10 protein-coding genes and 2 pseudogenes are annotated in these 15,395 nt (G+C 42.1%); 5 read left to right on the top strand and 7 right to left on the bottom strand.

The genetic code is table 11. The features are described 5' to 3' along the window. Both ACEO2X_RS11570 and ACEO2X_RS11565 read left to right on the top strand, forming a co-directional pair. The coding region (locus ACEO2X_RS11570) for a transposase domain-containing protein (protein ID WP_143242124.1) at positions 1-96 on the top strand (96 nt) is incomplete at its 5' end. Positions 97-145: 49 nt separating this feature from the next. Then, positions 146-343: pseudogene (locus tag ACEO2X_RS11565) on the top strand (SAM-dependent methyltransferase); the annotation flags it as partial. 114 nt (positions 344-457) lie between these two features. Here ACEO2X_RS11565 and pta read toward each other — a convergent pair. From pta to ACEO2X_RS11545, 4 genes are all read right to left on the bottom strand, one after another. Then, positions 458-2,599, bottom strand: coding sequence for a phosphate acetyltransferase (gene pta, locus ACEO2X_RS11560; protein ID WP_371972058.1), 2,142 nt, complete (start codon positions 2,597-2,599; stop codon positions 458-460). A gap of 56 nt (positions 2,600-2,655) precedes the next feature. Continuing rightward, the gene (locus tag ACEO2X_RS11555) at positions 2,656-3,870 is read right to left on the bottom strand and encodes an acetate/propionate family kinase (protein ID WP_168417900.1); all 1,215 of its coding nucleotides are present in this window, start codon (positions 3,868-3,870) and stop codon (positions 2,656-2,658) included. A 338-nt stretch (positions 3,871-4,208) separates the two neighbouring features. Next, entirely contained in the window at positions 4,209-4,619 is a 411-nt protein-coding gene (locus tag ACEO2X_RS11550) for a hypothetical protein (RefSeq protein ID WP_180072711.1), read from the bottom strand. Between the two features lie 172 nt (positions 4,620-4,791). After that, complete coding sequence (locus ACEO2X_RS11545) at positions 4,792-6,057, bottom strand: glutamate-5-semialdehyde dehydrogenase (protein WP_168459999.1); 1,266 nt, start codon at positions 6,055-6,057, stop codon at positions 4,792-4,794. Between the two features lie 309 nt (positions 6,058-6,366). Between ACEO2X_RS11545 and ACEO2X_RS11540 the strand changes: the two genes are divergently transcribed. After that, positions 6,367-7,701, top strand: a complete 1,335-nt coding sequence (locus ACEO2X_RS11540) for an alpha/beta fold hydrolase (RefSeq protein WP_004974874.1) — start codon at positions 6,367-6,369, stop codon at positions 7,699-7,701. A gap of 59 nt (positions 7,702-7,760) precedes the next feature. Here the strand turns inward: ACEO2X_RS11540 and ACEO2X_RS11535 are convergent, their stop codons facing one another. Together ACEO2X_RS11535 and nagZ are read right to left on the bottom strand one after the other, a co-directional pair. Then, positions 7,761-8,651 carry a class I SAM-dependent methyltransferase gene (locus ACEO2X_RS11535; RefSeq protein ID WP_004974878.1) on the bottom strand — a complete coding sequence of 297 codons (891 nt, stop codon included), beginning with the start codon at positions 8,649-8,651 and terminating at the stop codon, positions 7,761-7,763. Between the two features lie 557 nt (positions 8,652-9,208). Beyond that, on the bottom strand, positions 9,209-10,312 hold the full coding sequence (gene nagZ, locus ACEO2X_RS11530) for a beta-N-acetylhexosaminidase (RefSeq protein WP_004974880.1): 1,104 nt from the start codon (positions 10,310-10,312) through the stop codon (positions 9,209-9,211). Between the two features lie 194 nt (positions 10,313-10,506). Here nagZ and ACEO2X_RS11525 point away from each other — a divergent pair, with 194 nt between their 5' ends. Together ACEO2X_RS11525 and ACEO2X_RS11520 are read left to right on the top strand one after the other, a co-directional pair. After that, a complete protein-coding gene (locus ACEO2X_RS11525) occupies positions 10,507-12,711 on the top strand; it encodes a carboxy terminal-processing peptidase (protein ID WP_371972057.1) in 2,205 nt (734 codons plus the stop codon). 323 nt (positions 12,712-13,034) lie between these two features. Beyond that, positions 13,035-15,101, top strand: a complete 2,067-nt coding sequence (locus ACEO2X_RS11520; protein WP_346813364.1) for an EAL domain-containing protein — start codon at positions 13,035-13,037, stop codon at positions 15,099-15,101. Between the two features lie 177 nt (positions 15,102-15,278). On the opposite strand, the pseudogene ACEO2X_RS11515 reads toward ACEO2X_RS11520, so the two are convergent. Then, positions 15,279-15,395: pseudogene (locus ACEO2X_RS11515) on the bottom strand (IS982 family transposase); the annotation flags it as partial.

Raw genomic sequence — 15,395 nt, 5'->3', positions numbered from 1 at the left:
GCCTATTTAAGTGATGTGCTGAAAAGGCTGCCGACGCATAAAGCGACCCAAATAGAAGAATTACTGCCACATCGCTGGAAATCCAACTCAAATTAAAAAATAGGCATGGGGTTCAGCGGACGCTTACCTATGGTCTACCGCCAATACAGTTTTAATGTTTAGCAGTGGACCTGCTGCGGGCGAGGCGATTGGGGAAATGTTTGGTGAGCCACTTTATCATGCCAGTTTGTCGCAGGATGAGTATCGACAATTGTTAAAAGATCATGGCTTTAAAGTTGTTAAAATGCTCGCGGAAGATCAGGATTGTGCAGGGCATACGGTGTGGTTGGCGCAGAGGTTTTAAAAATAGATTGGATGGAGCTAATCAATTTTTGTAGTGATCTATGAATCTACAGTGTGGAATAAAAAAAACACCCAATTTTTCAATCAGGTGGTTTGTAAAACTTAACTTTACGAATTATTGAGCTGCTTGTTGCTCTGCCTGAATCGCAGTCAATGCAATCGTGAACACAATGTCATCTACCAATGCACCACGTGACAAGTCATTCACTGGCTTGTTCAAGCCTTGTAGCATTGGGCCAACACTCACCACGTTAGCAGAACGCTGTACTGCTTTATACGTCGTGTTACCTGTGTTCAAGTCAGGGAAAATGAACACATTGGCGCGACCTGCAACTTGAGAGTTTGGTGCTTTAGAGCGACCAACACTTTCAACCGATGCTGCATCGTACTGTAATGGGCCATCAATCAGTAAGTCAGGACGACGTTGTTTCGCAATTTCAGTCGCTTTCGCTACTTTTTCTACGTCAGCACCTGCACCCGAAGTACCAGTTGAGTAAGAAATCATGGCAATACGTGGGTCAATACCAAACGCTTTTGCAGAGTCAGCAGATTGAATCGCAATTTCAGCCAATTGTTCAGCATCTGGGTCTGGGTTAATCGCACAGTCACCGTACACATATACTTCATCTGGTAACAGCATAAAGAATACTGAAGATACCAATGAATAATCAGGTGCAGTTTTAATGAGCTGGAATGCGGGACGAACTGTATTGGCTGTAGTATGCACAGCACCAGACACCAAACCATCAACCTGATCAAGTGCTAACATCATCGTACCTAATACGACAGTGTCTTGCAGCTGTTCACGTGCTTGATCGTCAGTAAGTTTGCCTTTACGCATCGCAACCATTTTTTCGACATAGTTTTCACGAATCAAGTCAGGATCAATGATTTCTAAGTCGTGTGGAAGCTCAATACCGCGTGCTTTGGCAACATCGACTACCGCTTCTGGTTTTGCCAATAATACGCAGTGGGCAATACCACGTGATTGACAAATCGCTGCAGCTTGAACGGTACGTGGCTCATCACCCTCTGGAAGCACGATACGTTTTTTCGCTGCAATAGATTTTTGCACCAATTCATGGCGGAACGCAGAAGGCGATAAACGTGGTTTATGCGTATCGCTGATTAATTGGGTTAACCATTCTGCATTGATGTGACTGGCCACAAAGCGGGTAACTTGTTCTGCACGCTCAGTATCATCTACAGGAATTTCGTTGCTCAGGTTTAATAACTGATGTGCAGTTTCAAAGGTGCTCAATTTAGTATGTAAAATTGGCAAGCCATTTTTCATTGCTGCTTGGCAGAACTCTAAAGCTTGTGCGCTTGGTGCTTGATGTTCAGTTAACACCAAACCTGCAAGTGGAATACCATTGCTGCTGGCTAAGCTACTGGCAAGCAATACATCGACACGGTCAGAACCACTGATAATCAGCTCGCCTGCAACGAATTTATGCATTTCGTGTTCAATATTCGATGCAATTAAGCTGCTGTGTAATACACGGCGCTGCGCTGCTTCACCTTGGTTAATCCATTCTGCAGAAATGTGTGCAGCCAAGTCCGACATGCGTGGCACACTTAAAGTATTGCTGAATGGCACCAAGCCAATCACTGGCATGCAATCTTTACCAATCATTGGATGTGTAGTTTGAATTTTGCTGACAAACTGGTTGGTGTCGCTAATTAAACGTAAGTTTGGATCAAGCGTAACAGGAATTTGTGCAGAATCTTCTGGTAAACCTTTGGTACGCATGAATAATACGCCCGCAGTACGTTCGCAGCTTGCGCCACCAAAGAAACGTAATTGGTTGTCTACTTTGGCAGCTGTTTTTGCAGCATTGTTAATGTCGGCATTGCTAACAATAATGACTTTTGCATCAAGTGCTTTGGCCAAAGTGGCATTCAGTTCAGTTGCAAAAGGATCGCGTCCGTTTGGCAACACGCCTTCAACAATAATCACATCATGGTGCTTAGAAATTTCACGATGTAAACGTACTGCATCTTCGAGCAATTCGTCGTTTTCATCATTTTTTAAGCGTTCAGTCAGCGTGCTATAAGCAATCGGCTCAACAGTTTCATGCTTGAATAAATGACGATACAACGCTGTAGTGCGGTCTGCTTCTGGCTGTAATTCTTGCGAGAAAGGCTTTAAAAAACCTGCTTTTACGCCTTGGCATTCCAAAGCGTAAATTAAACCTAGACATGCTGATGTTAAGCCAACACCAATTTCAGTAGGAACCAAAAGTATTGTTTTCATAGTTTTTTCTAAATCATTTAGGAATTTATTGAAGGCACACCAGATACTACGATTGCTTAAGCAATCGCAGCATCACATTCAGACTTTTTTCCAGCTGACTTTAGCTCCTCAGCAACGTGCGCAGTTTCTTTAGCAATACGGCCTTCTTCGTCAGTTGGTACAACCCAAATTTGTGGGCCAGTACCAGCATCAATACGACCTTCAGTACCACGTTTTAAGTTGTCGTTACGCTCTTTACTGAAGTTGAAACCGAAGTGTGGTAAGTAAGATACTGTTTTTTCACGGATATAAGCAGAGTTTTCACCAATACCACCAGTGAAGAACAAGCCGTCTAAGCGTGGTAGACCACAGCTAAGCGCAGCTAAAGATTTAGCTAAACGGTAGCAGAATACTTCAATGGCAAGCGTTGCATCTTCATTACCTTGTTCAGATGCTTCAATTAAAGTACGCATGTCGTTCGATAAACCTGACAAGCCGAGTAAACCACTTTGGCTGTTTAGCATCTTGTCAATTTTGTAGATGTCCCAACCCAAGTTGCTTGCAAGGAAGCTGTGTAAGCTTGGATCTACATCACCACTACGGGTACCCATTACCAAACCTTCAAGTGGGGTTAAGCCCATAGATGTATCTACACTTTGACCATTCCAAATCGCACAAGTTGAGCTACCGTTACCTAAGTGAGCTGTTAACCAGCCGCCTTGTTTAAAGCTGCCAGCCAATTCTGAACCACGCTCTGAAACATAGGCATGGCTTGTACCGTGGAAGCCATAACGACGTACGTTGTGGTCGGTATATAAGAATTTAGGTACTGCATAACGGTAAGCGTGTGCAGGCATAGTTTGGTGGAATGCAGTATCAAATACAGCAACTTGCGGAAGCTCTGGGAACAAACGCATCGTTGCTTCAATACCCACCAAGTGTGCTGGGTTATGTAACGGAGCAAGCGGAGTTGCTTCACGAATACGTTGAACAATTTCTTCTGTTAATAATTCTGCTTTGGTTAAAGTACCGCCGTGTACAACGCGGTGACCAATGGCTTGAGGCTTATATTGCGACAAGCGGCCTAAAATTGTTTCCAATGCTTTTTCGTGGTCAGCATGTGGAATAGAAAGTTCGAGAGGTTCACCACCGACGGTAACACCTTTAATGCGTGCATCAGCAGAACCTAGATTTTCTGCCAAACCAAAAATACGATCTTCGCGGCGCTCAGACACGAGTGCATATTTAATAGAAGAAGATCCGCAGTTAATCACTAATACTGATGTAGTCACGTTTATGTACCCGAATTCTAATTGAAGTTATCCCTAGTGAATCAAGCTGCGCGGCAAGGATGGCAAATGGCAGTGTGTTGCGCTGCAATCTTGATCAGTATGTATGTTTTATCATGGGTTTTTTGTTGCTCCTAGATAGACTTTAGGAGATTAGACTTAAGCATTATCGACCATGAAATCATAAATAATTAAAATTTATCAGTCCGAAACTTTCATTTATTCATGAAATAACGGTCAATTTTTCTGCTTAATTCCTGTTGTATTCTCTTAACATAGCACACTTCATTGCCTAGACGAGTGGCAAACTGTTTTAAATTATTTCTTAATTTGAATTCGGTTTATTTGGATTTAGCTGCGTACTTAATTTCCGACCAGCGGACAATCACATAAGCAATTAATGCCACCATAAAAAATACCAGCATCATCCAAGCCAAACCTTGCAATGTTTCAATAATGGTGCGGTAAATTTCTAGTACCCAGCGCTCCTGAGTCAGTTCTATTACAATTTTTTTATCATTTTCGGCATAGGTCAGCGGCGTGATGTATTTTTCCATATCGTAAATACGAATGCCTGATGATGTGCCCACCACCATGCCTGCAAACTTGGTATATTTTGCCCATGCTTCATGGATAGGGTCGTGAATGATACGTGCCAAAATATCATTAATGGAGCCAGAGAATAGACGCATCACCACAAATGACACTAAAAGCGCCAAGGCAAAAGTACTAATAATTAAGTAATAAAACATAAGCAAGGTCACTCTTTTTACTGATTTTTTCTAATCATCAATTTTTAAATTTTAGGCGAGTGTAATTTGAAAGTGTGTAGTGGAACTGTGTCTAAAGCGAGTCGTCGGGTAATGTTCAGCTTCATGTGAAACTGAACATTACATTTAGATGTTGCAAAATTACAAATGGATTTTATTGGCGAATTTGACCATCACCAAAAACCACCCATTTTTGTGAGGTTAGGCCTTCTAAGCCTACAGGGCCACGGGTATGGATTTTGTCGGTTGAAATACCAATTTCAGCACCAAGGCCATATTCAAAACCATCGGCAAAGCGAGTAGATGCATTGATCATGACTGAGCTTGAATCGACCGCAGCAAGGAACTGGCGCGCCAAGCTAAAGTTTTCAGTAATAATCGCATCGGTATGATGTGAACCATATTTATTAATATGTTCAATCGCTTCATCTATGCCTGAAACCACTTTAACCGCCAAAATCGGACCTAGATATTCGGTGTACCAGTCTTCTTCTGTGGCAGTTTTGACGGTCGTGCCTAAAATCTTTTGGGTTGCTGGGCAACCGCGTAATTCGACCTGTTTCTCTGCATACAGTTCTGCAATGCGAGGTAGAAATTGTTCTGCAACTCGCTCATCGACCAACAAGGTTTCCATAGCATTACACACGCCATAACGGTGCGTTTTGGCATTCAGTGCAATTGGTAGCGCTTTTTGCAAGTCAGCCTGTGCTTCTACAAATACGTGACAGTTACCATCTAAATGTTTAATCACTGGTATACGTGCTTCATTGCTGATGCGTTCAATCAGACTTTTACCGCCACGTGGCACAATTACATCCACATATTCAGACATGGTAATCAGTTGCCCGACTGCAGCACGGTCTGAAGTGTTAATCACTTGCACCGAAGTTTCTGGCAAACCTGAAGCTTTTAAACCGTGTTGAATCGCAGTTGCAATGGCTTGATTGGATTCCAATGCTTCAGAACCACCACGTAAAATAATGGCATTGCCTGATTTTAAAGCCAAAGATGCAGCTTCAAGGGTCACGTTCGGACGTGATTCGTAAATCATGCCTACCACACCCAGTGGCACACGCATTTTGCCTAGTTGAATACCAGATGGGCGATAGGCCATATCGGTAATTTCACCAATAGGGTCCATTAAGCCAATCACATCTTTCAGGCCTTGTAACATACCTTTAAAACGTGCGGGGTTGAGTTCTAAGCGATCTAGCAGTGCGCTATCCAAGTTATTGTTACGACCTTTGGTCATATCAATTTGGTTGGCAGCTAAAATAGCAGACTCGCTATTTTCCAATGCCGTATAAATAGCCGATAACGCATTGTTTTTAGATTGGGTAGAAGCGCTTGCTAAGACACGAGAGGCTTGGCGTGCTTGTTGTCCTACCGTTTGCATATATTGTTCAATAGACTCTTGCATAGCGGTTTGATCACTTAGAAATTTCTATCTGATATTAACAGTCTGTGCCTATACAATGAAGCATCTAGGCGGAAAATTGACTAAATTGTTCAATCTTTAAATATTTTGTAATCTATTCATCTTTAAAAGTAGATGAGCGGTCATGGAAATTGTTGCGTATAAAATCAGCACCTGTATAGAATGATGCGATAAGACAATGATGTCATTCACAACAATAAGCAGGATGCCACTTTAATTCAGATAAGTGGGTAATCGTTCAATGACGAACACTTGCACAATAAAAATAAAATGCGCATGGAGGTAAGGAATATGAATTCCATGATCCAGATGGACACGGATGTACAGGACGCAAGTTCGCATGTCTGTTTTTTTGATATTTACGATAAACACAGCTTTAAACAACCCGCTCGTACCACTTGGATCAACGGCTGGAAAGTGGAATACATGGCAATTGCTCAGCCAGAAACCGCACATTTAACTCCAATTGTGATTATTGGTGGTGCATTCCAAAACTTTAATTCATATAAATATTGTGTCGAGCAGCTTTTTCGTGCAGGGCCAATCATTTTAATTGATATGCCATCTATGGGCGCCAATCAGCAAATGACCAATGTGGAAACAGGTGAGTCGGCAGGAACGCTAGAACTGCATGATTTAGGTCAGATGTTGGGTGATTGGCTGGATATTGTCGGCTTAGATAAAGTATCCGTCATGGGCATGTCATTGGGTTCGGTGGTGGCATCGTGTCTAGCAGATCAGCGTCCTGAATTGATTGATCGCATGATTTTAATGGGGGTTATGCAAAAGACCCGTAAAAGTTGGCGCATGTTGCTTGAAGAATCACTGCATTTAATGAAAGAGCAGCGCATGGATGAATTTGGTCAGGCGGTGATTTTATACTTGGTCAATCATGCCAAAATGGAACAAACTCGCATGTCACCGACTGCAAAGCGTTTGTTTTACCGACAAATGGCCGACTTTACCGCTACAGAGCAAGATCGCTACGATGTGAACTGCAACCGTTTATTGCGGTTAACCAATGTGCCTATTCCGCAATGTAAGGTTTTGGTGGCGTGTGGGCAATATGACAGTTTTACCTTGCCGCATGAAAATGCCAATTTTGCCTTACAGTGCCCGAACATGGAATTTGCCATGATTGCCAATGCAGATCATGTGCCGCAATTACAGCGCCGTAAAGAAACCATGAATTTATTTGCGACCTTTTTAAGCGATGAATCTATTCAGGACTTAGATGGCATTATTCCAATGACACGTGCGCAACTATTGACGATGGAACGCCGTGGAGAAGCGCGTATTCGGGTGCAAAATCCGCAAAGTCATTTGCAGTATCGTCATTCTGATTTGAAAATTGCCACGCACATTGTCGATTTAAACTTCTTTGGTGTATTGCTTGATTTTGAAAATGCTGCGTTGGCGGCACAAGCAGCACAGTTTGAACGAGATATGGCCTTAGAATTACAGGATGAGGAAGGCAGTTTTAGCATTGAATGTTTAATTTTTGAAAGCCAAGGGCAGCAACTACGCGCATTATTTAAGCATGGTAGTTTTGAGGTGGCAGAGCGTTTGTTGCGTTATGTGGAACGTCAAAAAGCGGCTGCACAAAATTTGGAATATGCCCGTTAGTAGATAAAATCAGTGCTTGGTTTAAAATTATCCAAAGAAAATAGAATCAAAATAGCGTGTTAAACCACGCTATTTTTTTTGTAGGCATGAACCATCCAGACTAAATCGCCTAAATGTTCTGCGGTTGTTTTTTCTAAAGAGCTGTTGGAAAAATACAGTTGTGGTTGTTGTAGCTGCACTTGCTCAAAACCTGCATTTTGAAAAAACTGAGTTAATTCCTGCGGAGATTGAAAGTGAAAGGTGAAAGCACTGCGTGACATAAATTTCAATAATCGGCTGCAGTTCCAAATAAAATTGGCGAGCTTGTTTTTGACGGGTTCAGGGTAAATATCGGTTAAATAATGCAGTTCTGGAAAGTCTTGGGTGTAGTTACACATGCCATTTAACAGCTGTTGTAGCATGTCTTTGCTGAAGTAGTTAATTAAACCTTCACTAATAATTACTAAGGGCTGCGAGTGATCAAAATATTCAAAGGCCTGTTGAAAGGATTCACTAAAAATATCGGCGGTGAGAACTTCAGGTGCGTCGTGGTCAATTTGTCGTAACGCTTGAGTTTTAATTTGCGCCATATCAGGCAAATCCAGTTCACGGTAATTCAGTTCAGGATATTTTTGTCGAAAGTTCCAGCTGCGTGGTGACAGCCCAGATGCAATTTCGAGCACTTGTAATTGCGGATGTTGCTGAATCAGTGCGGTTAAGTGTGCATCAATCATTTGGTGACGTTGTTTGAGGGTGCTGCGCATACTGCCGCCCACATGACGTTCTGCCCAGTTTTCTAAAGGATGTACCAATTTGGCTAAAAACTTGCCTTTTCGGGTCGCAAATACAGGATGTGAAATCCCCCTTTGATACCAGATATATCCCGTATAATGTGCGGTAAAAGAAATATGCCGATGTTTGGACAATGCAGTCGTGTCTGAGCGAGTTGGCTTGGCATCCGAGTTGTGCATTTCAGTCCTTTTTTCTGTCGTGATTTTGCTGTTCAGCAATGTTTTTGTCATTTTCGTATAGACCTTAATTGTTTGTATGGTGGTCGTTGTCTTTTTAGGCATGCTTTGACACTCAAGCTGCGGTGTCAGGCATATACTCAAAATAGAATAAGTTTATCATAATCAAAAAGGAATAAGCTGTCGTGTTCCTTTGTCGTATAAATGCTGTGAAAAAGTGAAGGCGTATAGGGTCTGTTGACATTTCATAAATGGCTTGCGCTGTAGGCTAAAACTGAGCAGATCAGGCATAAAACGCAGGGAATAGTGGACCTATTTTCAAGTTCCATAACGCAATCTAAGAAAGTTTTAGCCACATGAGCAAGAACAAAGCGTTGCTTTGTTTGCTGCGCAAGGGGGCGAGCATATTTTTTGCTGCTATTGCGTTATGTGCCAGTCATTTAGAATGACTAAATTTCCTGTCCCATGCCTTATATCAGCTAAAAAATCTTGCGAGATATATCTCTCACGTCGCAAACATAGACGAATTGTCAACAGACCCTAGTTAGTTTGTGGTGATCTCAAGTCGCAGCGTTTTTAGTGGTACTTGAATAATTGGTCGGGTCGTGACTAGTTTGTGCTGCCAGTAGCGCGGCACTTTGTTCTTTAAATACCAAGATACGATCACGGACGCTTCGCCATTCATCACCCAAGTCTAAAACTTCAGCAATGCTAAACTCTGCACTAAGCTCAGGGATTTTACCGCGCATGCGTTCTAAACGTGCCTGATTCGGCAAGGGTAAATCGGCAATCGCATTTAAAGCCAATCGTTGTGCAGCACGGTTGTTGCAGACCAATCCCATGTCACAGCCTGCAAGCAAAGCGGCATGAATACGTGCATCGGCATCGCCTGCTACACAAGCCGCCTGCATGCTTAAATCATCCGAAAAGAGTACACCATCATAGCCCAAGTCTTTGCGAAGCACTTGCTGTAACCAAAACTCAGAAAAACCTGCAGGGTTCGGATCGACCTGATCATAAATGACATGCGCAGGCATGAGCGCATCCAGTTGATTTTGCAGTTGGATAAAGGTTTGCATATCCTGTTGTTGAATTTCGGCAAAAGAACGTGAATCTATCGCGGCAGCAACGTGAGAGTCTGCTTTAACCGATCCATGTCCAGGAAAGTGTTTGCCTGTGGTTGCCATTCCTGCACGATGCATTCCACGTAAAAAAGCATCTGCCAAAGCAATAATATCGACAGGACGCGCAGCAAAAGCACGATCTCCAATGACATCACTGATGTCATTTAAATCTAAAACGGGTGCAAAACTAAAATCAATGCCTACGGCTAATACTTCGGTGGCCATCAACCAGCCACATTCTTCGGCTAAATCTAAGGCACGTTCAGGTTCGTTTTGGTATAACTCGCCAAATCTACCCATAGCAGGCAATAGGGTAAAACCTTGTTTTAAGCGTTGTACGCGTCCGCCTTCCTGATCGACTGCAATTAAAATATCAGGGCGTACCTGACGCATGTGGTCGGTCAAGGCGCGTACTTGCGCAGGAGATTGGATATTTCGGGCAAATAAAATGACTCCACCGACTTGCGGAGCGCTTAATAGTTCAATATCTTCTTGAGTAAGTTCTGTGCCAGCGATGTCGAGCATCAATGCGCCAATCATATTGGGTGTCCGTATTCGATTTTTATCAATAAAAAAACAATACCTGAATTCTGCAATGATTTGCTACATTTTGACAGCACAGATTATGATAAAACTACACGACAGATCCAAATTAAGTTGTATAAGATTTTGAATCTGCTCAATTCATTGTGAAAAGCAGAGATTGGTCAAAAACCAAGGACGTAAATATTTTTATGAAACTTCAAACCATCGCTTGTGCGGTTGCAATAGCAACTGGCGGTTTTTTCTTTTCTCACGCCATTAACGAGGCAATTGCAGCCAATAATACCGCTGTCGTTGCTAACAGTATTGTGCCGACGCAGGAACAAGCTTTGGTTTCGCGTCAATTGGCGACCTTGGTCGATCGTCAGCATTATTTAAATCAGCGTTTAGATGCTGCGACGTCGCAGCGCATTTTTGATTTTTATATCGACAGTTTAGACCCAGACCATACTTTGTTTTTGGCTAAAGAAGTTGAGCAATACCGCAAACAATATGCAGCAACATTTGGCGCTTCATTAAAAGCAGGCAATTTGGCGGGGCCGTATCAAATTCATGCACAGTATCGTGAACGCTTAAAACAGTTTTATCATTTCATGTTGGCAGAGCTGAAAAAACCACAAAATTTAAAACAGCCAAATGTCACGATTGAAACAGATCGGGAAAAAGCACCGTTCTTTAATACTGAAGCAGAAATGCGTAAGCATTGGCAAAAAATGTTGGTGTCACAGCTCATTAACCTGACCATTAGCAAAGAAGAAGAATTGGCAAAACAAAAAGCCATTAAAGATAACCCTGAATTGACCAATGGTCAGGATTTGGCAAGTCCAGAAGATTTGACTCCAGTGCAGACTTTAACTAAGCGTTATACTCGTCAGTTAGAGCGCATGGATCGTTTAAAGAGCGATGATGTGCTGGATAAAACTTTGAATGCGATGATGCTGACTTATGATCCGCACAGCAATTATTTCCCACCTGTTGATGCGATGGAGCTGAATCGTCAAACGACTTTGCAGCTTGAAGGGATTGGGGTGTCGATTCGTCCTGAACGAGGCAATGAAGACTACACTAAAATTGAAACCATTGTTGAAGGTGGCCCTGCCAGTAAAACAGGGCAGGTGAAATCGGGTGACCGCATTATTGGTGTGGCGCAAGATGGCGAAAAAATGGTGGATGTTGTGGGTTGGCCGAGCAATGAAATTGTGGGGCTGATTCGCGGTAAACGTGGCACCAAAGTCACTGTGCGTTTGTTGGGTGCGGGTGCGGCGATGAATCAGGCGCGTAATGTGACCATTGTGCGTGATGTGATTCAGGAAGAAGATGCGGGAGTTCGCTCACGAACGATTGACATCAAACGTGATGGTCAAACTTATACCTATGGTGTGATTGAAATTCCATCCTTTTATTTGAATTACCGTGCACGTCGTGCAGGCAATGAATATCGCTCGGTGTCGGAGGATACCAACAATGCCCTGAAAAGTTTGGCGGCCAAAAATGTCGCAGGGATTATTGTCGATTTACGTAACAACCCTGGCGGTTCACTAGAAGAAGTGGCACGTATGCTTGGGCAAGTAATCAAATCAGGCCCTGTAGTGCAAATTCGTGATGGCAATGGCAACGTGAGCGTATTTGAAGATGACGATGGCGGTGCACAGACTTATGCAGGCCCATTGGCAGTGATGATTAACCTTGCTTCTGCTTCGGCCAGTGAAATTTACTCTGCTGCAATTCAGGACTATCAGCGCGGGATTGTGATTGGTAGCACCACCACAGGTAAAGGTACAGCGCAGGTACAACTCGACACCTTAGCCTATGGGCAGGCGACCTTAACTCAACGTAAGTTCTACCGTATTACAGGTGGAAGTACCCAAAACAAAGGTGTGATTCCTGACATTAAACTGGTGGATATTTACAATGAGGAGTTTGGTGAACGCAAAGCGAAAAATGCTTTGAAGTGGGATACTATTCCAACTGCACCATTTAAGCGTGAAGGTTCAGTACAGCCGTACATCACCAAGCTAGGGCAATTGTCACAGCAACGTGTCACGCTTGATCCGCAATTTCAATATTTGGAACAACGTAAGCAAATTGTCAAACAAACTGAAGATCGCAAAAGCATTGTGTTAGATATTGAACAACGCAGAGCAGAGTTGTTAGCTTTGGAGCAACAAACGCTGACTGCGGAAAACAAACGCCGTCAGGAAACAGGTTTGAAACCATTTGCTAATTGGGAAAGCTATCAGGCATCTATTGATGCTTTGGCAGAAGCGCGTGCCAAAATGAAAGCGGCACAACGCCCTGCTTTACCTGAGGAAGAAGCTTTTGTGATTGAAGCAGCGCAGGTGTTGCAAGACTATGCCATGTTACAAAAAGGTGTTTCTGAGCCGAATCAACCTTAAAACAATGTTAGAATCTTAATCAAATAGAACCAGCAGCGAAAAGTTGCTGGTTTTTTTCATCCTAAAGCGAAAAGTAAAGTGACAAGATGCATATAGCTTTGAGTCAGACAGCTATTTTTAGCAGTTTTGAATTGCCATTATTTCATGATGACATATTATATATTTGACTATTGACCAAAGCGGAATAGTATTAGACTCTTAAGTCAATGCAGTCTTTGCTAGATCAATCCGTCGTTCAGGTTGCTTTTTAGTTATTATTTATAAGAGAGTGTGAGATTGAGTAGCCGAAAAACAATAAAATATGACAGAGATGGATACATCTAATGATGCATGTACATTATGATCTGAGCTTGGTAATTGGCTCGGTAGCAATCTCAGTATTGGCCTGCTATTTTGCAGTGTCTGTTGAGCAAATGCTTTTTCAAAATGTACAACAACAACTAAAAAAAATTGCATTAATCATGAGTGGTTTGCTGCTAGGTGCGGCAGTGTGGAGTATGCATTTTGTGGGCATGTTGGCATGCCAGTTACCTGCACCGTATCAATTTGATCTTAGCTTTACGACCCTATCTTTTGTTATTGCATTTATCGCTTCTACGTTTGCGGTTTGGCTGACCACGCAATCGACCCTGCCTGTGGCGCGTTTGATCCTGAGCGGCATTTTGATGGGGTTGGGCATTTCAGGCATGCACTATACGGGCATGATGGGAATTCAGGTAGAAGGCTACCGTAGTTATTATGATCCCACGATTGTTTTACTGTCTGTATTAGTGGCCATTGGCGGTGCAATACTTACCTTTTGGTTTATGTTTCATTCCAAGTGCAGAATGGGGCGTCAGGCACAATATAAAATTTTCATTGCGGTGCTCATGAGTCTGAGCATTGTTGCCATGCACTATATAGGCATGGAAGCACTGCATTTTTACTCTACAGCAGATTTGCCTCAATCAGGGCACTTCCAGATCGGGCAAGGGCCAGCTCTGTTGGTGGTTATTTTAGTGACCAGTCTGATTTTTGCTGCTGCGGTGGGCGTATCTCTGCTGGAGCTGCGCTTAGAAGAAAAAAGCAGACAATTGTCTTTAGCCAACCGTGAATTGGCCAATCAGGCAGTCAAAGATAACCTGACCAAATTGCCCAACCGTTTATATTTAGCTGAATATGCACAATTGCTTTTTTCTGAGCATCGGCAAAAAAACACTAAAATTGCATTTTTGTATATCGACTTAGACCGCTTTAAAGCGGTGAATGACGTATTTGGGCATCATGTTGGCGATCAATTGCTGATTCAGTTGTCTAAACGTGTGCAATCCCACTTGGGCGAAAATACCCAGTTATTAAGAATTGGTGGCGATGAATTTCTTTTGGTGATTGAACATACCGACATTGCAGAAGCCACTGTCATTTCTGAAAAAATATTAGAACTGATTCAGCAAAGTTTCTTAATTGCAGGCAAGGTCATTAATATTTCAGGCAGTATTGGCATTGCGATGTATCCAGAGCATGGCACCAATTTGCAAGATATTTTAATGAATGCTGATGCGGCGATGCTGACCTCTAAATATCAGGGGCGTAACACCAGTTCAATATTTAATTATGATCTGGAGTTACTTGAGGCTAAAAGCCAAAGTAAGTTGATTAATGATTTATATAAAGCAGTTGAACAACAACAATTTGCGTTGTTCTATCAGCCAAAGTTTAAAGCCGCTGACCATAAAATTTGTGGCGTAGAAGCTTTAATTCGTTGGTATCACCCCGTACATGGTTTACTTACCCCAAATATGTTTATTAAAGGGGCTGAAAAGACGGGGTTGATTATTCAAATTGGCTATTGGACGCTAGAAGAAGCCTTTAAACAAATTCAAATTTGGGAAAGATCGGGTGCACCGTTATTTCCTGTGGCTGTGAATTTATCGGCAGTGCAGTTTGAACATAAACACTTATTTTCGACTTTAGAAAACTTGTTTAAACGCTATGAGATTCAACCCCAACACTTGATGATTGAAGTGACTGAAAGTACAGCAATGCATCATATTGAATCGAGTATTCGTAGTTTTGAGCGTTTGCGTCAAATGGGGATTCAATTGGCGATTGATGATTTTGGTACAGGACATTCGAGTTTCTTGTATTTGAAAAAATTGCCAGTCGATGAGTTGAAAATTGACCGTGCTTTTATTTTAGATTTGTGTTTGGACAGCAAAGAAGAATTAATTTTAGAAAGTATTATTCAGTTAGCCATTAAACTGGGTTTAACTGTGACCGCTGAAGGGGTGGAAACGCCATTGCAAGCTGAGATTTTAACCCGTTTAGGCTGTCAGCAGTTGCAAGGTTATTTATTAGGCTTACCTATGGATGTTGAGCGTTTAGAAGAGTTGTTTAAACATTCGGCTTAAGTTAGTGGCATATAAAAATGATCACTGGCATGAACATGAAATCAGCTATTATCAAAAACAGATGATTGAAGATTTTTATGAATATATGCAGTTGATAGGTGGTAAGGTTGTTTTGAAAAATGAGTTTATACGGTAATTTCTTTTATTTTTTAATAAGTTTATAAATATTAACCCCAGTTACGGATAAGCCAAAGATTTAATCACATGAATTTTAGGCTTATTCTTTTGGCAAAGTTGATACGCACATAGTGAAGAAAATACGCCTGCTAAAAAACCAGCAATCGAACGATGTTT

Origin of the sequence: Acinetobacter sp. AL9 (genome assembly GCF_041464035.1) — a bacterium.
Taxonomy (GTDB): Bacteria; Pseudomonadota; Gammaproteobacteria; order Pseudomonadales; family Moraxellaceae; genus Acinetobacter; species Acinetobacter towneri.
The sequence above is the reverse complement of the archived record's forward strand: the minus strand, read 5'-3'. Positions and strand labels throughout refer to the sequence as shown.